The sequence below is a fragment of the Nitrosomonas sp. genome (genome assembly GCF_043753625.1).
GTDB lineage: Bacteria > Pseudomonadota > Gammaproteobacteria > Burkholderiales > Nitrosomonadaceae > Nitrosomonas.
This window is the reverse complement of record NZ_JAYUWI010000025.1, coordinates 1-21,785: the sequence shown is the minus strand read 5'-3', so window position 1 is coordinate 21,785 and position 21,785 is coordinate 1. Positions and strand designations below refer to the sequence as shown.

Sequence of the window (21,785 nt, the reverse complement as noted above, 5' to 3'; positions counted from 1 at the left end):
CGCCGTCAGCGTCGTCTTCCCATGATCAACATGTCCTATCGTACCAACATTTACGTGTGGCTTCGACCGCTCAAATTTACTTTTTGCCATGACTCATTCCTTTACACTCTATTCTATTCAATTATTTCTTATTTATTATTGCCTCTGCTACATTCTTAGGAGCTTCAGAATAATGCTTAAATTCCATTGAGTAAGTTGCTCTGCCTTGAGTAGCTGAACGCAACGCCGTAGAATATCCAAACATTTCTGCTAACGGAACTTCAGCTCGAATTACCTTGAATCCCGGCACATCTTCCATACCTTGGATCATGCCACGTCTTGACGATAAATCTCCGACAACATTTCCCATAAAATCTTCCGGTGTTTCCACCTCAACCGCCATCATGGGTTCTAGCAACACCGGATTTGCCTTACGCATTCCGTCCTTGAATGCTATTGAAGCAGCCATTTTGAATGCATTCTCATTAGAATCCACATCATGATATGACCCATCAAAAAGTATAACCTTTACATCCACCACCGGATATCCAGCTAACACACCGCTTGGCAGCGTTTCCAATAATCCCTTTTCAACTGCAGGTATATATTCTCGCGGCACTGAGCCACCCTTTATTTGATCTATGAACTCGAAACCTTTTCCAGTTTCATTTGGCTCCATCCTCAGCCATACATGTCCATACTGTCCGCGCCCCCCTGATTGCTTCACAAATTTCCCTTCTATTTCAACTTGTTTCTTTATCGCTTCACGATAAGCAACCTGAGGTGCTCCTACATTAGCTTCTACACCAAATTCTCTTTTCATACGATCGACAATGATTTCGAGATGCAATTCACCCATACCAGAGATAATTGTCTGTCCCGACTCTTCATCACTTCGTACCCTGAACGAAGGGTCCTCCTGAGCCAATCTATTGAGTGCAATACCCATTTTCTCCTGATCCACTTTCGTCTTTGGCTCAACTGCCACATGAATGACCGGCTCAGGAAAATCCATTCTTTCCAGTGTGATTATTTTTTGCGGGTCACACAAGGTATCTCCGGTAACGACATCTTTCAGACCCACTGCTGCCGCAATATCTCCAGCCCGGACTTCCTTGATCTCTTCACGCTGATTTGCGTGCATTTGAAGTATCCTGCCAATTCTTTCTTTTCTTCCTTTGACCGGGTTATAGATTGTATCACCCGATACAACAACCCCCGAATAAACTCTGAAGAATATTAGCTGCCCTACATATGGATCGGTTGCAATCTTAAATGCCAATGCCGAGAAAGGCTCGTTATCATCAGCCATTCTTTTATCCGGCTCACCACGCTCAGTTTCGCCTTGTATCGCCAAGACATCCGTGGGTGCCGGCATATAATCTATAACCGCATCCAACATAGCTTGCACACCCTTATTCTTAAAGGCAGACCCACACATCATGGGCACTATTTCATTATTTATAGTACGCGCCCGCAAACCACTTTTAATATCTGCAGCCCCCAAGTCTCCATTTTCAAGATATTTGTTCATCAATTCTTCATTTGCTTCTGCCGCTGTTTCCAGCATCTTTTCTCGCCATATTTGCGCCTCTGCTTTTAACTCTGAGGGTATATCACGTTCCTCATATTTAGTGCCACGACTTTCCTCATCCCAATAAATGGCTTTCATCTTGACTAAATCGATAACCCCTTCAAACTTATCTTCCGCACCTATCGGCAACTGTATTGGCACAGGCACTGCTTTAAGACGCGCTTTAATCTGTTCATACACGCGCATGAAATTGGCACCCGACCGATCCATCTTGTTTACAAACGCCAAACGAGGAACTTTATATTTGTTTGCCTGTCTCCAAACCGTTTCGGTTTGCGGCTGCACACCACCGACCGCACAAAATACCGTACACGCTCCATCTAGAACACGCAGCGAACGCTCAACCTCAATGGTAAAATCTACGTGACCCGGTGTATCTATGATATTGATTCGATGCTCTGGATAGTTTTCAGCCATCCCTTTCCAGAAACATGTTGTGGCAGCTGAGGTAATTGTTATCCCTCTTTCCTGCTCCTGCTCCATCCAATCCATGGTAGCCGCGCCATCATGAACTTCACCTAATTTATGCGACACGCCAGTATAAAAGAGCACACGCTCAGTAGTCGTTGTCTTGCCAGCGTCGATATGCGCCATAATACCGATATTTCTATAGCGCTCAATGGGTGTTTTTCTTGCCACAGTCAAATGCCTTACAATTGATTCGATTTACGAATGATTTTAATACATAAAATTCTGTCAATTAAAACCTGAAATGAGAAAATGCTTTATTTGATTCAGCCATTCTATGCACTTCTTCTCGTTTCTTTACTGCCCCTCCGCGTCCTTCAGCTGCTTCTGTTAACTCACCGGCCAGTCTTGCATCCATTGATTTTTCACTTCTTTTTCTGGCCGCATCTCTAAGCCATCGCATGGCCAAAGCGTTGCGGCGCACTGATCGCACCTCAACCGGCACTTGATAATTTGCGCCGCCCACTCGACGACTTTTAACTTCCACTATTGGACGGACATTAGTCAACGCTTGTGTAAAAACTTCCAATGGATCATTGCCAGTTCTCTTTTCTATATGCTCTAACGCTCCGTAAATAATCCTCTCTGCTACTGATTTTTTACCACGAGTCATTAGAACATTAACAAATTTTGCTAATTCTACATTGTGATATTTTGGATCTGGCAATATCTCACGCTTTGGAACTTCTCTACGTCTTGGCATTATGCAACCCCATTACCTTTCGCAACATATTTTTATCTATCAACAAAAACAGCACCGATTCTATCTTCTACGCAGCTTTTGGCTTTTTCGAACCGTATTTTGATCGACCTTGCTTACGATCTTTCACACCTGCTGTATCCAGACTACCTCTAACTGTATGATATCGCACACCTGGCAAATCTTTTACGCGACCACCACGGATCAACACAACCGAGTGTTCTTGAAGATTGTGCCCTTCTCCACCAATGTAGCTTGACACTTCAAATCCGTTAGTTAATCGAACCCTTGCAACTTTACGCAATGCTGAATTCGGTTTTTTTGGCGTTGTCGTGTATACCCTTGTGCAGACCCCTCTTTTTTGTGGGCTATTCTCTAATGCTGGAACGCTGCTTTTAACTCGCTTAGCGGTGCGTGGTTTTCGAACTAACTGACTAATTGTCGGCATTTCTATGTCCTAAAAAACTGGGACGGTTTTTAGCCGCCCACGTACTATTTGCTGATTTTATTTATTTACTAAGGCGCTAGCAATTAACAATTTAGCACCTTCATATTTCATCCAAGATGCGGCAAAAAAGAGAGCGGATTCTATTGGGTTTATTGCTTCATGTCAAGACAAACATGGATAGTCATGCCCCATTTTACTAATACGATTTTAATTTCTAAAACATGCCAATGATTTTTAATAGACCTCATTCTGCATCATCTATCTAATTAATCTCTAAAGTTCTGGAATTGCAGCGGAAAATTGTCAATTGTTTTTTTTATTAATTGTATCGTTTCCTGCAGCACATCCTTTTTTGCTCCTGATATGCGGACTACATCCCCTTGAATACTCGCTTGTACTTTAAGCTTACTATCCTTAATATACTTAACAATTTTCTTAGCTAGCTCTGTTTCAAGTCCTGTTTTAACTGTCACTACTTGCTTTACTTTATTGCAACTTATTTTATCAACCTGCCCCTTGTCCAGACATCGCACATCCACATTACGCTTCGTCAATTTAACCATCAGAATATCGGATACTTGTTCCAGCTTAAATTCATCATCTGCAAACATTGTTAGCTGATAATCAGCTTGCTCAACCCTCGCATCGGACCCCTTAAAATCAAATCGAGTGTTCACCTCTTTATTTACTTGGTCCACTGCATTCCTGATTTCTTGCTTATCAACTTCTGAGACAATATCAAATGTTGGCATTTTATCTCTCTTAACTAAGGCAATTGATTCGGATCTTGCACCGCGCTACCTGGAAGATCTTAATTTTTATTCCTTTCAACTCCAGCTGCAATACGCAACCTTAAAGCATTTAGTTTTATGAATCCTGCTGCATCGCTTTGATTATAAGCACCCGCATCATCTTCAAAGGTCGAAATATTTGGATCAAATAATGAATCAGTACGGGAATCTCTTCCTACTACAATGACATTCCCTTTATACAATTTCAATCTCACCCATCCATTCACTTTTCCCTGACTGTCATTAATCATAGTCTGTAACATTTTACGTTCCGGACTCCACCAATAGCCATTATAAATCAGGGCTGCATAGCGTGGCATCAAATCATCCTTTAGATGCGCTACTTCTCGATCCAAAGTTATCGACTCAATAGCACGATGCGCACGCAATAAAATTGTTCCTCCGGGCGTTTCATAGCACCCGCGAGACTTCATACCAACATAGCGATTCTCAACCAAATCCAGTCTACCTATTCCGTGCTTTCCACCCAATTGGTTGAGCTTCTCTAGTACACTCGCTGGTGATAATTTATTGCCATTCAGTGCGACAACATCACCACGCTTAAACTCCACATCCAAATATTCAGGTTCATCCGGCGCTTTCTCGGGCGAGACACTCCAGCGCCACATTGATTCCTCCGGCTCTGCCGCTGGGTCTTCAAGAATCCTGCCTTCGTAGGAAATATGCAAAAGATTTGCATCCATACTGTAAGGTGACCCAGCTTTCTTTTTCATTTCAACCGGAATGCCATGTTGTTCGGCGTAGAGAAGCAGCTTCTCTCTTGAAGTTAAATCCCACTCACGCCAAGGTGCGATCACATGAATATCTGGCTGCAGCGCATAATAACCCAGTTCAAACCGTACCTGATCGTTCCCTTTACCCGTTGCGCCATGCGAAACTGCATCTGCCCCTGTTTCATTGGCAATTTCAATTTGCCTTTTTGCAATCAATGGGCGCGCTATGCTAGTACCCAACAAATATTCCCCTTCATAAATCGTATTAGCTCGAAACATAGGAAATACAAAATCACGTACAAACTCTTCACGCAAATCATCTATATAAATTTCTTTGACACCGAGTTGTTTTGCCTTTGCTCGCGCTGGCTCAACCTCCTCTCCTTGTCCGATATCAGCAGTAAATGTCACAACTTCACATTGATAGGTATCCTGTAACCATTTCAAGATTACTGAAGTATCCAAACCTCCCGAGAAGGCCAGAACCACTTTATTAATTTTTTTCATTATGCTTTTTTATCTCGTACAGCTGCGATTTAACACTTCAATCATTGATTTTAAAATACAAACTTAACTTCCAGCATCTAATTTACCCAACAGCAAATATTCCATCAGTGCTTTTTGCGTATGCAGCCTGTTTTCTGCTTCGTCCCATACAACTGATTGCGGCCCATCCAAGACTGCGGTGCTGACTTCTTCACCGCGATGCGCCGGCAAACAATGCATAAATAATGCATTGTTTTTAGCCAAAGACATCATCTCCTCATCAACACAGAATTCAGCAAAATCATTTTTTCTTTGCTCAGCTTCTGATTCAAATCCCATACTGGTCCACACATCTGTAGTAACAAGATCCGCACCAATCACCGCTTTGTGGGGATTGGCAAACTTTTCATAATGTGTTGTACCGCTTAATCCTATTCGCTCAGGATTAATATCATAGCCAGGAGGCGTTGATACCTGTACTTTAAAATTAAAAATCTCAGCTGCCTGCAACCAGGTATTACACATGTTATTGGAATCACCAATCCACGCAATGGTTTTGCCTTCTATACTGCCTCTGTATTCAATATACGTAAAAATATCACTCATAATCTGACAAGGGTGATATTCATCGGTTAAGCCATTGATTATCGGCACTCTTGAATTCTCCGCAAAGCGCTTAATAATGTCATGCTCATAGGTACGAATCATTATCAGATCGACCATACGCGAAATCACCCGTGCAGCATCTTCTACTGGCTCCCCTCGTCCCAGTTGCGTATCCCGCGTTGACAAATAGATTGCCGCACCGCCTAATTGATGCATACCTGCTTCAAATGACAAGCGCGTACGTGTCGAATTTTTGTCAAATATCATCGCCAGCGTACGGTCACTCAAAGGCCAGTATTGCCGGTATTGCTTGAACTCCTGCTTTATCCAGCGAGTACGCTCAAATAAATACTCGTATTCTTCACGGCAAAAATCATTGAATTGCAGAAAATGCTTAAATTGCATAACGAGATAAATAACTAATCAGAGATATATTACTTAGATAATCTGTTTTAGTTATTCAAAAACTCCTTTATTAACAGGCAAGTCGTATCAACAACTCGTTCAGCTTCACCTTGTTGCATCACAAATGCAGGCAACAAACGTATCACTTTATCGGATGTCACATTGATTAATAACTTATTTTCCAACGCTTTCTTTACCAATTCGCCACAAGGTACTGAAAGCTCGATGCCAACAATCAAACCCTGGCCTCTGACTTGCACAACTCCCGTGATATCTGCCAATTGCCTTTTCAGTCTATCACGCATGAAGTCGCCCAACTTTGTCACATGATCAAGAAGATTCTCATCGGCAATCACACTCAGTGTTTCAATCGCAGCAGCGCAAGCCAGTGGATTACCGCCAAAGGTGGACGCATGATTACCCGGTTTGAAGACTTCTGCAGCCATGCCTTTTGCTAAGCAAGCACCAATCGCTACGCCACCCCCCAGGCCTTTAGCCAGGGTTATAACATCCGGCATAATGTTACTATGTTGAAACGCAAACCATTTTCCACTCCGTGCGATCCCTGACTGTACTTCATCCAGCATCAGAAGCCAGCCATATTGGTTACACAAACTCCGTAACTCCTGTAGATAATGCGCTTCAGGAATATTAACACCACCTTCACCCTGAAAAGGTTCTACCAATACCGCAACGACATCTTTATTATTCACAGCAACCTGTGTAATCGCTTCCATACTGTTATAAGGAACGCGCACAAAACCAGACAGCAAAGGTTCAAACCCAGCTTGTACCTTGCGATTCCCGCTTGCCGTCAAAGTTGCCATCGTACGGCCATGAAATGAACGCTCCATGACAATAATAGTGGGGATTGAAATCCCTTTATTATGTCCATGCAGTCGGGCCAGTTTTATCGCTGCTTCGTTAGCTTCTGCACCGGAATTACAGAAAAATGCATTATCCATTCCTGATAACTCAATCAAGCGATCCGCCAAGCGTTCCTGCTTTTCGATATGATAAAGATTAGAAGTATGAATCAGTGTTTTGGCCTGTTCACATATCGCTTGAGTTAATCTTGGATGACAATGCCCCAATCCACACACAGCAACACCAGCCAGTGCATCCAGATACCGCTCACCCTGATCATCCCACAGCCATACGCCTTCGCCTTTAACAAAGGTAACGGGTAGCCGTGAGTAGGTATTCATTAAATTAGGCACGACATTACACTCGCATTTCAGATGGAAAATTCAATTAAGTGCCCTACCCTATCTGCTAGGAAAAGTTAGAAAAGCTATTATGTTTACCTATTTATTCTGCTTTTTCAAGCTTTTTTTCTTTAAAGATCTACTTATTATCGCAACTTTTATACGTCAAAGTTACCTGAGAAACGATGACAGCATGTTAGAATGAGTTGATTTATAAATTTCTTATACTTAATATTAATATTAAGAAGATACACCTCTGCATCATAACCCGTTGTTTCTCAGAAAAATCATAAGATATGAATCAATTTGCTAAGGAAACTTTGCCCATCAGCCTTGAAGAGGAGATGCGGCGTTCCTATCTTGATTACGCCATGAGCGTCATTGTCGGCCGCGCCCTGCCGGACGTGCGTGATGGTTTAAAACCGGTACATCGGCGCGTATTGTTTGCCATGCATGAGCTTTCTAACGACTGGAACAGGCCTTACAAAAAATCTGCACGTATTGTGGGCGATGTGATCGGTAAGTACCATCCCCACGGCGATACCGCAGTATATGACACGATTGTTCGCATGGCGCAAGACTTTTCCTTGCGTTACATGTTAATTGACGGACAAGGTAACTTTGGTTCGGTGGATGGCGATAATGCCGCAGCGATGCGCTACACTGAAATCCGCATGTCGCGGATTGCCCATGAATTGCTTATTGATCTTGACAAAGAAACAGTGGATTTTGGTCCCAATTATGACGATTCTGAGAAAGAACCGCTTATACTGCCCGCCAAAATTCCCAATCTACTGATCAACGGCTCTTCAGGCATTGCCGTAGGTATGGCGACCAACATTCCGCCACATAATCTAAATGAAGTTATAGAAGCCTGCCTCGCCTTACTGAAAAATTCCGATATAAGTATTGATGAGCTCATTGAGTATATCCCAGCTCCGGATTTTCCAACAGCCGGTATTATTTATGGTATTTCCGGAGTGAGGGATGGTTACCGCACAGGCCGCGGTCGTGTTGTTATGCGTGCCCGCACTCATTTTGAAGACATGGAAAAAGGCAGTCGCCAATGCATCGTCGTCGATGAACTTCCCTATCAGGTTAATAAAGCTAATTTACTAATCCGTATTGGTGAGTTGGTTCGCGACAAGAAAATTGAAGGCATTTCTGATTTACGCGATGAATCGGATAAATCAGGCATGCGTGTCGTGATTGAACTGAAGCGTGGCGAGGTACCTGAAGTCATTCTGAATAACTTGTATAAAGAAACACAGATGCAAGATACCTTCGGTATGAACATGGTGGCACTCTTGGATGGCCAGCCGCGCCTGCTGAATTTAAAGCAGATACTGGATGCTTTCCTGCGCCATCGCCGTGAAGTTGTCACGCGGCGCACTGTTTTCGAACTGAAGAAAGCGCGTGAACGCGGGCATTTATTGGAAGGTCTGGCAGTTGCTTTATCCAATGTCGATGAAATCATCGCGCTGATAAAAGCTGCGCCAACACCATCTGTTGCCAAAGATGCGATTATGACAAAAGTTTGGCGCTCTCAATTGGTTGAGGAAATGCTATCGCGCGCTATGGCAGATGCCAACGCATTACGCCCGGATGGGTTAGGTGAAGAATTTGGTTTAAAGGCTCAAGGTTACCGTTTATCGGATGCACAAGCGCAAGCGATTCTGGAATTACGCTTGCAACGCCTAACCGGCTTGGAACAAGAAAAAATCGTCGAAGAATACAAGGAAGTCATAGAAAAAATCATTGATTATCTTAGTACTCTGGCTAACCCAGAGCGTATTACCAGCATCATCACTGAAGAACTGGATGCAATCAAACAGCAATTTGGTGACAAACGCCGCAGTGAAATTATTGTCGATACTCACGATTTGAGCATGGAAGATTTAATTACACCAGCGGATGTCGTCGTCACACTGTCGCACAGCGGTTATATTAAATCTCAATTACTCGATGAATATCGCGCACAAAAACGTGGCGGACGCGGCAAGCTGGCAACGAGCACCAAAGAAGATGACTTCATAGACAAGCTGTTCATCGCTAACACCCATGACTATATTCTGTGCTTTTCAAGTTTGGGTCGTGTGTACTGGATCAAGGTCTATGAAGTGCCGCAAGGTGGCCGATTATCCCGTGGCAAACCAATCATTAATTTGGTACAACTGGAAGAAGGCGAGAAAATTAACGCAATTCTGCCCGTTAAAGCTTTCGATGAAACCCGCTATATATTTATGGCTACTTCTTTTGGAACCGTCAAGAAAACACCCCTGTCAGAATTTTCCCGTCCGCGGAATAATGGCATTATCGCCATCGGACTGGATGAAGGCGATTATTTGATTGGCGTTGAACTGACCGAAGGAAAACACGATGTCATGCTGTTCTCAGACAACGGAAAAGCCATGCGCTTCAGTGAAAATGATGTACGTCCAGTGGGACGAACCGCCCGTGGCGTGCGTGGTATGAAACTCGGTACCGGACAAAAAGTAATTTCCTTGCTGGTTGCTGAAAATGAAGAACTCACTGTATTAACGGCGACTGAAAATGGTTATGGCAAGCGTACGCCAATCAGCGAATACACACGCCATAACCGCGGCACGCAAGGCATGATTGCTATCAAAACCAGTGAACGTAACGGCAAAGTTGTCACAGCAAAACTAGTCAAACCAGATGATGAAATCATGCTAATCACTTCCGGTGGCGTACTCATCCGTACCCGTGTCAATGAAGTGCGGGAAATGAGCCGTGCCACACAAGGGGTTACCTTGATTAACCTGGATGCGGGCGAGAAACTCGCTGGCCTGGAAAGAGTGGTAGAGAGCGAAGACAGCGATAGTAACTGTGATAGTGATGATTAAAGTCAGACGAACTGCCTACCCCCTCGTCACGAAAGAATAATTATCCGAAAAAATTAATGGATCAAATCTACAATTTCAGTGCAGGACCCGCGGTTCTACCCAGGGAAGTCCTGCAGCAAGCACGTGATGAAATGCTGGATTGGCATGGTAGTGGCATGTCCGTCATGGAAATGAGCCATCGCGGCAAGGAATTTATGGCCATTGCTAAGCAAACTGAAAGCGATTTACGCGAACTGGTTGGAATACCGCAAAACTACAAAGTCTTATTTCTGCAAGGTGGTGCTTCCAGCCAGTTTTCCATGCTCCCGATGAATCTGCTCCGCGGCAAAAAGAAAGCGGACTATATCAATACCGGCCAATGGTCGACAAAAGCAATTGAGGAAGCCAACCGATATTGCACTGTTAATGTCGCCGCTTCCTCTGCAGAGGCCAATTTTACCTATGTCCCCACACAAGACAAATGGCAACTAAATTCGGATGCAGCCTATGTTCATTACACCAGCAATGAAACTATCGGCGGCGTCGAGTTTAACTGGATCCCAGAAATTCCTGTGGAAAACAATATTCCATTGGTAGCCGATATGTCATCCAATATCTTGTCACGACCTCTGGATGTCAAACGTTTTGGATTGATCTACGCAGGCGCGCAGAAAAACCTGGGGCCGGCCGGATTAACACTCGTCATTGTACGCGAAGATTTACTGGGCATGCCGATAGCAGGCACGCCGACGCTTTACGATTACCAGATTCATGCTAAAAATGATTCGATGTACAACACGCCGCCGACTTATGCCATGTACATTACCGGACTGGTATTCGCGTGGCTGAAAACACAAGGCGGACTAGCGGCGATGGAAACAATTAATATCACCAAAGCCAATCTGTTATATGACTTGCTGGATAACACCGACTTTTATCATTGCCCAGTGACTAAACCCGATCGCTCACGCATGAACGTGCCCTTCACGTTAAAAAACTCTGGACTGGATGACACGTTCCTCAAACAGGCCGAAAACAATGGTTTAATCCAACTGAAGGGGCATCGCTCAGTGGGCGGCATGCGCGCCTCAATATATAATGCCATGTCGATGGAGGGTGTGGCAAAATTGGCAGCGTTTATGAAGGAGTTTGCTAGCCAGCATGCCTGAAAATCAAGATAGAATCTTTAAGATTCTTACCATTAATCAGATTTCTCCCCTCGGCCTCGATCGCTTTCCTGAAGATTACTATCAGGTAGGTGACGATGTTGCTGAACCGGACGCGATTCTGGTACGTTCGCAAAATATGCTGAACTGGAAAATTCCCAGCAGTGTTAAGGCCATCGGACGGGCGGGTGCCGGTACCAATAACATTCCTGTGCCAGATATGAATGCCCGTGGTATTCCAGTATTCAACACACCAGGAGCCAATGCCAATGCGGTTAAGGAACTGGTTCTCGCCGGCATGTTTTTAGCCGCACGTAACTTGGTTCCGGCATTGCAATTTGTAGCCAATTTGCAAGGTGATGATGCGGTGCTAAGCAGGCAAGCGGAGAGTGAGAAGAAACGCTTTTCCGGCATCGAATTACCGGGCCGTACATTGGGTATCATTGGTTTGGGTGAAATTGGCCGGCTAGTAGCTAATGCAGCGATTAAACTGGGAATGAAGGTCATCGGATATGACCCAAAGATTACCGTCGACTCAGCCTGGAGTTTATCCGCAGAAGTAAGAAAGGCGCACAGCATGGGAGATTTGCTCCGCCATAGCGAATTTATCACCGTGCATATTCCGTTGCTGGACTCTACGCGTCACCTGATTGATGAGAAACATGTAAAAATGATGAATCCGAACGTCATTCTATTGAATTTCTCGCGCGGCGCCATCGTCGATGAGGATGCTATTTTAGCGGGCATTTCCGCTAACAAAATAAAATACTACGTCTGTGATTTTCCCAGTCAAAAATTGCAGCACCAAAAAGCAGTGATCACCTTGCCGCATCTCGGTGCTTCGACACTGGAAGCGGAAGAGAATTGTGCCATCATGGTGGTCAATCAGCTCATGGATCATCTGCAAAACGGCAGTGTCACGAACACGGTTAATTTTCCTGATATCTACATGGAGCGGGAATCCCCTTACCGGGTCGCGGTAGCAAATGCCAATGTACCCAACATTCTGGGGCAGATTTCTACCAGTATGGCCAAGGCCGGATTGAATATTCATAACATGATCAACAAATCACGTGGCGAGATGGCTTATACACTAGTCGATGTAGACAGTCCGGTACCACAGCATGTCGTAGATGAAATTGCTGGGATCACCGGTGTATTAATGGCACGCTACCTGCCACTTCCCAGATAAAATCTGAATTTTGATGAATTATCATTAAGCCAATATCTCACCACCCATGTCTGAACAACTCAAACAACTACGCGATCAGATTGATGCCATTGACGACGAATTACTCCAGCTGGTAAGCAAACGTGCTGGCCTTGCACAACAGATCGGTAAGATAAAAAAAATCGGTATCGTCTATCGTCCTGAGCGGGAAGCGCAAATATTAGCGCGCATTCAGAAACAAAATCCCGGCCCCATCAGCAGTACACATATCAAACAGTTATTTACTGAAATCATGTCACTGTGCCGCGCCCTGGAAAAACCCATGAGCGTGGCTTACCTGGGTCCCAATGGTACTTTTTCTGAAGATGCCGCATTAAAGCGATTTGGTAGCGCCATCACAACAGTAGCCTGTGATTCGATCGACGAAGTATTTCGCAAAGTGGAATCGGATAGTGCAAATTATGGCGTGGTGCCCGTTGAGAATTCAACTGAAGGCGCGATTGGCAGAACCATGGATTTGCTGTTACATACGCCGCTAGCCATCTGCGGTGAAATTCAACTGCCCGTACATCAGTTTCTGATGGCACAGCAAACCGAATTGTCACAAATCAACAAAATTTACTCGCACCCACAATCATTGGCGCAGTGCCATCACTGGTTAAAAACCAACTTACCGCACGTTTCTCATTCTGCATTTATCAATACCGTCAGCAATGCCGACGCAGCCCGGCAGGCAGCATCTGACAAGCAAGCAGCAGCAGTGGCAAGCAAAAGAGCAGCAGAGCTATTTGGACTCAGTATCTGCGCGGAAAACATTGAGGACGATCCGAGAAATACCACGCGTTTTCTGATCATCGGCAGACAAATCGTGGATGTCTCAGGAAAGGATAAGACCTCATTGATCCTGTCGACCAATAACCGTTCCGGGGCTATCTATAAATTGCTGGAGCCACTGGCGCAGCATGGCGTGAGCATGAGCCGCCTGGAATCCCGTCCATCACGCACCGGCCTCTGGCAGTATGTGTTTTTTATTGATATTGAGGGACACCAACAAGATGAAAATGTAGTAGCCGCATTGACAGAGTTACGTGAAAAAGCAGCTTTCCTAAAAATCCTGGGATCTTATCCGGCCACATAGTTATTCGTTGTCTCTGAGTAGTCATCCGATCAACCTTATTAAACGCTGTATATTCTTTTCTCAATCGCTAACAAACTTAACTTTATGAATCTTTGTGACTTTGCTCCAGAATATATCCGCTCCATTCAGCCTTATCAACCCGGAAAACCTATCTCTGAGCTGGCACGGGAAATGGAGCTGGATGAGTCGTGTGTCATCAAACTGGCATCCAATGAAAATCCACTGGGAACCAGTCCGCTCGCACTGGATGCCATGATTAATGCATTGCATGATGTCGCACTCTATCCGGACGGTAGCGGTTATGAATTAAAAGCCGCATTGTCCAAACGTTATGCCGTTGCTCCAGAGCAAATCATATTAGGCAATGGTTCCAATGATATTCTGGATCTCGCCGCGCGCGTATTTCTTAAACCCGGCGCAGCTGCGGTGTATTCACAGCATGCTTTCGCGGTTTATCCATTGGTAGTACAAATGATCGGCGCCAATGGCATATCGGTACCCGCCCTGGATTATGGCCATGACCTGCCCGCCATGCTGGATGCCATCACACCGGAAACACGTATCGTATTTATTGCCAGCCCCAACAATCCCACCGGCACATTATCCAACGCCGACGATTTACTACGATTTATGGAGCGCGTATCCCGCGATGTACTGGTCGTTATGGATGAAGCGTATAACGAATATTTGCCCGAAGCCAACAAGCCGGACAGCATCAAATGGTTGAAACAATTTTCCAATTTGCTGATCACACGCACCTTTTCCAAGATTTATAGCCTCGCCGGTGTGCGCGTCGGATATGGACTGACACATCCCGACGTGGCTAACCTAATGAATCGCGTACGTCAGCCGTTTAATGTCAGTAGCATTGGTCTGGTTGGTGCACTGGCCGCGCTGCATGATGCTGAATTTGTACAAAAATCGTATGCTCTTAATCGCGCAGGCATGTTACAACTCACCGAAGGATTCCGGAAATTAAGCATTGAAACTATTCCTTCATATGGAAATTTCATTAGTTTTCGCATTAAAGGCGATGCGACCAATACGCCGAAAGTCTATCAGAGCCTTTTGCAACAAGGCATCATTGTACGCCCTCTGGGAATTTACGAAATGCCACACCACCTTCGGGTTACAGTTGGATTAGAATCCGAAAATAAACGATTCCTGGAATCACTTGAGTATGCAATGGGAGAATTAGCGTGATTATCGTCATGAATAAAGAGGTTACCGAGGAACAAATCGGTGCAGTTGTGCAAAAAATCCAAGACTTGGGTCACGAAGTCAATATTTCACGCGGCACCAACCGCATAGTCATCGGTGCCATCGGCGATGAAAGCAAACTTGATCCGGAGTCATTTGATTCCATGCCAGGCGTTGAATACTCCATGCACATCGTCAAACAATACAAAATTGTTTCGCGCGAATCGCACAAACAAGACTCGATCATCGATGTACGCGGCATTCCGGTCGGCGGCAAGCAAGTACAAGTCATCGGTGGCCCCTGCTCAGTCGAAACACAAGAACAAATGGATCTGGCCGCACAGCAAGTCGCGGCGGCCGGTTGCCGCCTGATGCGCGGCGGCGCTTTCAAACCCCGCACCAGTCCTTACACTTTCCAAGGTAAAGGCGTCGATGGTCTGGCCATATTCCGTCAGGCAGCCGACAAATACAACCTGCCAATTGTCACCGAACTGATGGATGTACGCATGCTCGATACCTTTCTCGAACATGATGTCGATGTCATACAGATCGGTACGCGCAACATGCAGAATTTTGACCTGCTAAAAGAAGTCGGTCGCATCAACAAACCGGTCATTTTGAAGCGCGGCTTATCCGCCACCATTTCCGAATGGCTCATGGCGGCTGAATATATCGCAGCAGGCGGTAACCATAATATTATTTTCTGCGAACGCGGCATTCGTACGTTTGAAACCGCCTACCGCAATGTCATGGATGTCACTTGCGTGCCGGTTCTCAAACGCGAAACCCATCTGCCGGTTATCATTGATCCTTCGCATGCCGGCGGCAAAGCTTGGATGGTACCGGCATTAGCACGCGCAGCCATTGCGGCAGGAGCGGATGGCTTACTAATAGAAATGCATCCAAATCCGTGCGAAGCTTGGTGCGATGCTGATCAGGCGCTGAATCCGCAGGAACTGAAGGATCTGATGGGAACATTAAAAGGTATCGCCGAAGTCATCGGACGCACTCTGTAACACGAAACACTGGTTAAATTCATGACAAGTACCATGATCCTCAACAAACTGGTCATCATCGGTGTCGGCTTGATCGGCGGATCATTTGCTCTGGCGCTACGTAAAGCAGGTTTGGTCAAGCATATCGTTGGGGTCGGACGCAGCAAGCAAAATATGCAATGTGCTGTAGAGTGTGGTGTCATTGATGAAATAGCCGCCGATATGACTTCTGCTTTGTATCAAACGGACCTAGTGTTCCTCGCCATGCCGGTAGGCCAGACCGCCCACATCATGGAGAGAATCGCCCCGCACCTGCAAGCCAACACGATCATCACCGACGCCGGCAGCACCAAGCAGGATGTCATCGCCGCAGCACGCCACCATCTTCCGATGCAAAACCGGCACCACTTCGTGCCCGGCCACCCTATCGCCGGTACGGAACAAAGTGGTGCACAAGCTGCTCAGGCCGATTTGTACCGCAATAAACACGTCATCCTAACCCCACTGCCGGAAACCAGCATGGATGCTGTCGAGCGAGTCAGCGAATTATGGCAAGCCTGCGGCGCGCAAGTCTCACTGATGCCAGCCAATGAGCACGACCAAGTGCTCGCAGCCACCAGCCATTTGCCGCATATCCTGGCATTCACCATGATGAATCACCTTCATCATAGCACCAGCAATCCAGAAGACCTGCTCCGCTTCGCAGGCAGCGGCTTCCGCGACTTCACCCGCATCGCTAGCAGCTCCCCGGAAATGTGGCGTGATATTTGTTTGGCGAACCGTGAGGCACTGCTTGAGCAGATCGATGCGTATCAGAATGAATTGAAAGCCTTACAGGAAATGCTGAAAAATAATGACGGTGGGGTACTGGAAAAATCTTTTTCTCAAGCGCGGAGTGTCAGGGAAAACTGGTTGAAGAATAAAAATTAGGAGAAGCTAATGATTCCAAATAATTTCAAAGAATGGGCATGCTCCTTATCTGGGTGCGACGGAGGAAACATTGATGCTGACACCTGGCTATGTGGCATAGAATGGGGTGGAGGAAGCAAAGGCGATTATTACACGGAGACGCTGCCGAAAGAAATTGAAAATGGTGCATGTACACCAAAGCAAAATATTTATGATTGGAAAGATAGCATTACTTATCCGTTTGGTCGGAGTTTCGCGAAACTTTATTCTGCAATAGATGGGGAGAATGTCGAAAATTACTCTAAGTTTGTGTCAAAGAAGTGGGATGGTTCTGAGATATTTAAGCTCAATTTATATCCGATAGCATTCGATTCTACAGATTCAGCGCTCTGGCATACGCATAGGTTAAAAAAATTACTGGATTTGATGAGAAACATTTATTTCAAACTTGGTGCTTTATCAATAGATCCCCTTATTTCTCCAAGCTTAGAAAAGAAAAACAGCCTAAATTAATCGTTTGTACTGGAGTAAGTTATTTAAGGGATTTTTTCCTTTTTTTTGGCAGTAATAGCGAAAATAGCGCTACGATACAGTACGAAGATGTATCTCCTTCTCCTGGGAGTAAAATTGAGAATAAAAGGCGTTTTTATTGGGTTCGCCTAGATCAGCATACTACACTCTTCGTTATCCCCTTCTTTTCTGGATCTTATGGTTTAAATAGCGATTATCTTCTACAGAAGACTGGAGACAGAATAAGAGAAATTCGCGCTTGACATATGCATAATCCTGAGGTTACCCAGGATTATGTAACAACGCTTTAACTTCCAGGCATAAAGTGTCGTATACCTCAATTCTCTGACATAACAATCTCTGCAAAGAAAGAAATCTTTTCAGCGGAAAATTCGAGGATGATGATGCAAACACAAAACAAACTCCGCATTCTCATCGTGGATGATTCCATTTCCATTCGCAGTGTTTTGCGTGCGTTACTCAACAACGATGACTATGAGGTTGTCGGGGAACTTGGCAGCGGGGTAAAACTTCTCGCCGCCAGCGCCAAGCTCAATCCGTACTTTTCAGGCTAAACTGAAATTCCTGCAGGAACCGCAGAAAAATAAAGAAGCAGATACTTTGCCATGAGATTCAGGCTAAAAGAATTTTTGCTATCAGTATATAATTTCTGCTTTCGAACTTTACTTCGTTGAACTCAGATGCAAAAACCTGAACCACCCGTTATACAACCCTTTACTTTTGTTTTCAGTTGGCGGCGTTTCTCGCTGCACTGCGCGATTATGAGCGTTTGTGTGTTGCTGGGTATGATGACCTGGTATTTTGGCAAACCGCATAGCGTGCGGTTTTATGAAACAAAATCGGAAACACAGCTTGCCACAGCAATAGCACCCGATATCAACATGGCACTTGATATCCGCAGCTCTGTTGCGGTAAAAGAAAGTCAGCCAGTGCAAGTCGAATTGTTCAAGGGTAGTGTTTATTTTGACATCAAGAAGAATGCAACCAATCAACTTGAAGTCAAGGTCGGCAATGCCATCATTAAAAATACTGGAACCCGCTTTAGTGTCCAGATGCAAAAGGATGGTAGTGGCCATATCGCCGTTGCGGATGGGCACATCAAAATCCAAGTCGCTTCCGGTATTTATCAGATCAATGCGCTTGAACAAGCTGAATTTGATGATGCCCGCATCAGAAAACACAGCCTCATTATTGAGCACGACATTGCGCCTTGGCGCTTTGATCAGTAATTTCCGGAGGATCAGTAAATCTGAGCTTGTGCCACCCCATCAAACATAGGTCCGCAGGCTGACCCTATGACTTCACCACCAGACACTCCAGCCCCTGCCGGGTCAAATTCTGGCAGGCTGTCCGTGCCTGGCTTTCCTGCAAGCCAACCAGCCGCGCCCGATACAGCTTACGGTTGTTGATTTCGACTTCGGTTACGACCACTTCGCCCGGTATCCAACGGGCAACCATCTGCGCATGGGCATGAGCTCGATCAGGCTCGTGATAAGAGCCTATCTGCACCGCCCAATCGTCATTCATCTGCATAGCAACTTTTTGTAGCTGTAGTTGTGACTGCGCACTGGCTATCGTTCGGATAGCTGGTTCAACTTTCTTTTCCAGAGCGAAAAATGGTTTAGGTTTAGGTTTAGGATCAGGAGCGGGTACCGAGACGCTGGTTCTTACGACTTTAACAGCCGGAGCGGTAAGGATATTCCCGGTATTGCTGGCAACATGAGTCGTATGCCCCTGGTTAAAGCTACGATCGAGCAACTGCGCCATATGTTGATCACGCGCGACCGCAGTTTGTCCGCCCATCACCACAGCAACCACGCGGCGATTACCGCGCTTGGCGGAGGTAGCTACATTGAATCCAGAAGCGCGAATAAATCCGGTTTTTAAGCCATCCACTCCCGAGGTATTACGCACCATACGGTTATGACTGTTATAAGTGGTGCCCTTGTAGCTGAATGATTGGGTTGAAAAATAATGATAGTGCTTTGGAAAATCTTTCATTAATCGTGTCGACAAAATTACCAAATCCCGAGCTGTAGTCTTTTGTTCTCCATTCGGTAAACCGGAAGCATTGCGAAAGGTAGTGGAATGCATACCGAGTCTGCGTGCCTTATCGGTCATCATACGGCCAAAATTAGCTTCACTATCGCCTAATGCTTCCGCCACCACTGCCGCCACATCGTTGGCAGAACGTACAATCAGTGCCGGAATCGCCTCCCGCACGCTGATACTATCTCCTGTGCGCAAACCGATATTCGTCTGCGGCATGGATGCCGCATGAATCGACACCTTCATACGGGTATCTAGGGTCATCTTATGTTGTTCAATCGCCTCAAACAGCATATAGAGCGTCATCATCTTGGTTAACGAAGCCGGATAACGGGTGGCATCAGCGTTGGATTCGTGCAGTACTTCGCCAGTATCCGCATCGATTACGATAGAGGAATAGCGGGAATTCGCCTGTGCCTGATTGACTAGAAACAAAAATAACAAAGCGACAAGAACAAGAAATTCTTTTCTTACTACACGCTTCAAAGTAAACATAAAACTATCCTTTCTGAATATTAGTCAAGATGAAGAAACGATGATCGGCATGGTTATCTTGTCTAAACCTGATACAACTTCCCTACCAGAGGGCAACACCAAGCACTTATTGCTACCTTATTTTTTTATTTATCACTTTTTCATCTCTTGATGATTATCTTTATATTCTTCTATTTTCATAATCTTACAGGCTAAACAGATCTAAACATATTGTTCTTATTATTCAAAAACTTTGATTTATTTTTTACACTATTTTTTGCTTCTAGAATATCTTCAATTATTTGCTGTTTTTCCTTACTGAATATTCTAGTACCTTAACTTATCCCAGTATCCAGCAATAAATAGCATATTTTCCTCTATCTAAAAAGTATTTTCTGTTATCACCAGTTTCTCCGCTTGTCACATAGTCATATTAGGCTCAACCGAGCATGATTGCATGAATATTTTCCACATCCATCACTGGCTCACATTTCACCCCAACCACATCGATAAGATTCTCTGGCATTAACAGGCATACATGGACTTTCCTATCAAAGCAAGGTTTTGGATATTGATTAAGGAATAAACTGCAGCTCTACATACGGCCTGTTTGCGGGCGTTGCCCTGGCCTTGATGAAAATTCGCTGGGGTGCCGGTCTCATTCGTTGATCGGCCTTATTGGCCATTCTGTTAAACAGACTTCGGCACCCGAATTTGACCCTTTTGTCATCCATTGCCTGTACAGTGATGCGGTACTCTGCTTTTTCTCCTTGCTAAACAGTTTATCGGCCTAATATGAAGCTACAGCCGTTTCTGTAGACTGTAACTTGTAACTTCCGTTGCGAGTGAGCAGCACCCAGATGATGCGCGCGTTTTTCGCCGCAAGTGCAACTGTCGCACGGTTTGTAGCCGCGTCGGCCAATCAGTTCGCGCAGCCAGCAACTGATGCGTCCTGTTTGTCCTTGAGGGTCGCTAGTACTGCACGGGCACCGTGGATAAGCAGCGTACGCAAGTATTTATCGTCCTGTTTGGTGATGCGTCCCAACCGGGTTTTGCCGCCGATACTGTATTGGCGCGGGGTAAGCCCGAGCCAGGCCGAAAATTGCCGTCCGCTGCGAAATTGTTTCGTATCGCCCGTACTGGCTACCAAAGCTGTGGCGGTAATTGCACCGATGCCAGGGATACTCATCAGGTTCTGTGCCGGATCGCTTTGCCGGGCTAGCGACTCAACTCCGCGGCCGTAGTCGAGTATTTGCTGGTTGAGCTGCAAAATGCGTTGCCAGACGTCATTAAGCAGGCGGCGAGCCAATGCGGGCAAATCATTGTCCGCGTCTTCAAGGATATCCGGGATATGACGTTGCGCGGGATAACGGCCTTTTGGCATGATGAGACCGAATTCGCTTAAAAGCCCGCGTATCTGGTTGATCTGCGCAGTACGCTCGGCAACGATGCCTTGCCGAATACGATGCAGACACAGGCTGGTTTGTTGTTCGGTTGACTTGACCGGCACGAAGCGCATAGCAGATCGACCCACCGCTTCACAGATGGCTTCGGCATCATTGCCATCGTTTTTACCACTCTTGCGATAAGGGATGACAAATCTCGGAGCAATGATACGGGTATCGTGCCCCTGAGCACGCAGTGCTCGTGCCCAGTGGTGGGAGCCGGTGCAGGCTTCCAAGCCAACCACGCATGGCGGCATATTGGCGAAACATTCCGGCAACTTGCCGCGCGAAGCAGCCTTCTTCAACCTGACCTTGCCTTGCGCATCCACTCCGTGCAAACTAAGGAAACACTGATTTATTCGATCACATCGACTTTGGTCATAAAGGTTTGATCAAATGCATCCTATTGATAGATATGGAATAGAGCGATGCAATCAAGCTT

19 protein-coding genes and 1 pseudogene are annotated in these 21,785 nt (G+C 45.5%); 10 read left to right on the top strand and 10 right to left on the bottom strand.

Annotated elements, in window-relative coordinates:
* The 8 genes from ACH10T_RS02405 to ACH10T_RS02370 all read right to left on the bottom strand — a co-directional run.
* A partial coding sequence (locus ACH10T_RS02405; protein ID WP_074720022.1) for a GTP-binding protein occupies nucleotides 1-90 on the bottom strand: 90 nt, incomplete at its 3' end.
* 31 nt (nucleotides 91-121) lie between these two features.
* Complete coding sequence (fusA, locus tag ACH10T_RS02400) at nucleotides 122-2,212, bottom strand: elongation factor G (RefSeq protein WP_394807742.1); 2,091 nt, start codon at nucleotides 2,210-2,212, stop codon at nucleotides 122-124.
* A gap of 61 nt (nucleotides 2,213-2,273) precedes the next feature.
* Nucleotides 2,274-2,744: a 30S ribosomal protein S7 gene (gene rpsG / locus ACH10T_RS02395; protein WP_394807741.1), complete on the bottom strand. Its 471-nt coding sequence runs from the start codon at nucleotides 2,742-2,744 to the stop codon at nucleotides 2,274-2,276.
* Nucleotides 2,745-2,811: 67 nt separating this feature from the next.
* Nucleotides 2,812-3,189 (bottom strand): 30S ribosomal protein S12, encoded by a 378-nt coding sequence (rpsL, locus tag ACH10T_RS02390; protein WP_394807740.1) that lies wholly within the window; start codon nucleotides 3,187-3,189, stop codon nucleotides 2,812-2,814.
* Between the two features lie 266 nt (nucleotides 3,190-3,455).
* Nucleotides 3,456-3,941 carry a YajQ family cyclic di-GMP-binding protein gene (locus ACH10T_RS02385; protein WP_394807739.1) on the bottom strand — a complete coding sequence of 162 codons (486 nt, stop codon included), beginning with the start codon at nucleotides 3,939-3,941 and terminating at the stop codon, nucleotides 3,456-3,458.
* Nucleotides 3,942-4,000: 59 nt separating this feature from the next.
* On the bottom strand, nucleotides 4,001-5,221 hold the full coding sequence (locus ACH10T_RS02380; protein ID WP_394807738.1) for an argininosuccinate synthase: 1,221 nt from the start codon (nucleotides 5,219-5,221) through the stop codon (nucleotides 4,001-4,003).
* A 63-nt stretch (nucleotides 5,222-5,284) separates the two neighbouring features.
* Nucleotides 5,285-6,211, bottom strand: a complete 927-nt coding sequence (gene argF, locus ACH10T_RS02375; RefSeq protein ID WP_394807737.1) for an ornithine carbamoyltransferase — start codon at nucleotides 6,209-6,211, stop codon at nucleotides 5,285-5,287.
* Between the two features lie 47 nt (nucleotides 6,212-6,258).
* Nucleotides 6,259-7,419 carry an aspartate aminotransferase family protein gene (locus tag ACH10T_RS02370; RefSeq protein WP_394807736.1) on the bottom strand — a complete coding sequence of 387 codons (1,161 nt, stop codon included), beginning with the start codon at nucleotides 7,417-7,419 and terminating at the stop codon, nucleotides 6,259-6,261.
* A 296-nt stretch (nucleotides 7,420-7,715) separates the two neighbouring features.
* On the opposite strand from ACH10T_RS02370, the gene gyrA reads away from it, so the two are divergent.
* The 10 genes from gyrA to ACH10T_RS02320 all read left to right on the top strand — a co-directional run bounded on the left by gyrA (nucleotide 7,716) and on the right by ACH10T_RS02320 (nucleotide 18,604).
* Nucleotides 7,716-10,286, top strand: a complete 2,571-nt coding sequence (gene gyrA, locus ACH10T_RS02365) for a DNA gyrase subunit A (RefSeq protein ID WP_394807735.1) — start codon at nucleotides 7,716-7,718, stop codon at nucleotides 10,284-10,286.
* Nucleotides 10,287-10,342: 56 nt separating this feature from the next.
* On the top strand, nucleotides 10,343-11,434 hold the full coding sequence (gene serC, locus ACH10T_RS02360; protein ID WP_394807734.1) for a 3-phosphoserine/phosphohydroxythreonine transaminase: 1,092 nt from the start codon (nucleotides 10,343-10,345) through the stop codon (nucleotides 11,432-11,434).
* Nucleotides 11,427-12,623, top strand: a complete 1,197-nt coding sequence (locus tag ACH10T_RS02355) for a 3-phosphoglycerate dehydrogenase family protein (protein WP_394807733.1) — start codon at nucleotides 11,427-11,429, stop codon at nucleotides 12,621-12,623. The genes serC and ACH10T_RS02355 overlap by 8 nt, the downstream gene beginning before the upstream one ends.
* 46 nt (nucleotides 12,624-12,669) lie before the next feature.
* Entirely contained in the window at nucleotides 12,670-13,740 is a 1,071-nt protein-coding gene (pheA, locus tag ACH10T_RS02350) for a prephenate dehydratase (RefSeq protein ID WP_394807732.1), read from the top strand.
* An 84-nt stretch (nucleotides 13,741-13,824) separates the two neighbouring features.
* On the top strand, nucleotides 13,825-14,943 hold the full coding sequence (gene hisC / locus ACH10T_RS02345; protein ID WP_394807731.1) for a histidinol-phosphate transaminase: 1,119 nt from the start codon (nucleotides 13,825-13,827) through the stop codon (nucleotides 14,941-14,943).
* The gene (aroF, locus tag ACH10T_RS02340; protein WP_394807730.1) at nucleotides 14,940-15,956 is read left to right on the top strand and encodes a 3-deoxy-7-phosphoheptulonate synthase; all 1,017 of its coding nucleotides are present in this window, start codon (nucleotides 14,940-14,942) and stop codon (nucleotides 15,954-15,956) included. The genes hisC and aroF overlap by 4 nt, the downstream gene beginning before the upstream one ends.
* A 21-nt stretch (nucleotides 15,957-15,977) precedes the next feature.
* Nucleotides 15,978-16,865, top strand: coding sequence for a prephenate dehydrogenase (locus ACH10T_RS02335; protein ID WP_394807729.1), 888 nt, complete (start codon nucleotides 15,978-15,980; stop codon nucleotides 16,863-16,865).
* Between the two features lie 9 nt (nucleotides 16,866-16,874).
* Nucleotides 16,875-17,357, top strand: coding sequence for a hypothetical protein (locus ACH10T_RS02330; RefSeq protein ID WP_394807728.1), 483 nt, complete (start codon nucleotides 16,875-16,877; stop codon nucleotides 17,355-17,357).
* Nucleotides 17,358-17,758: 401 nt separating this feature from the next.
* Nucleotides 17,759-17,929, top strand: a complete 171-nt coding sequence (locus ACH10T_RS02325) for a hypothetical protein (RefSeq protein WP_394807727.1) — start codon at nucleotides 17,759-17,761, stop codon at nucleotides 17,927-17,929.
* A gap of 126 nt (nucleotides 17,930-18,055) precedes the next feature.
* A complete protein-coding gene (locus tag ACH10T_RS02320; RefSeq protein ID WP_394807726.1) occupies nucleotides 18,056-18,604 on the top strand; it encodes a FecR domain-containing protein in 549 nt (182 codons plus the stop codon).
* A gap of 64 nt (nucleotides 18,605-18,668) precedes the next feature.
* Here the strand turns inward: ACH10T_RS02320 and ACH10T_RS02315 are convergent, their stop codons facing one another.
* Nucleotides 18,669-19,919: a serine hydrolase gene (locus ACH10T_RS02315; protein ID WP_394807725.1), complete on the bottom strand. Its 1,251-nt coding sequence runs from the start codon at nucleotides 19,917-19,919 to the stop codon at nucleotides 18,669-18,671.
* A gap of 769 nt (nucleotides 19,920-20,688) precedes the next feature.
* Nucleotides 20,689-21,702, bottom strand: a pseudogene (locus ACH10T_RS02310) (IS110 family transposase).
* Between the last annotated feature and the right edge of the window lie 83 nt (nucleotides 21,703-21,785).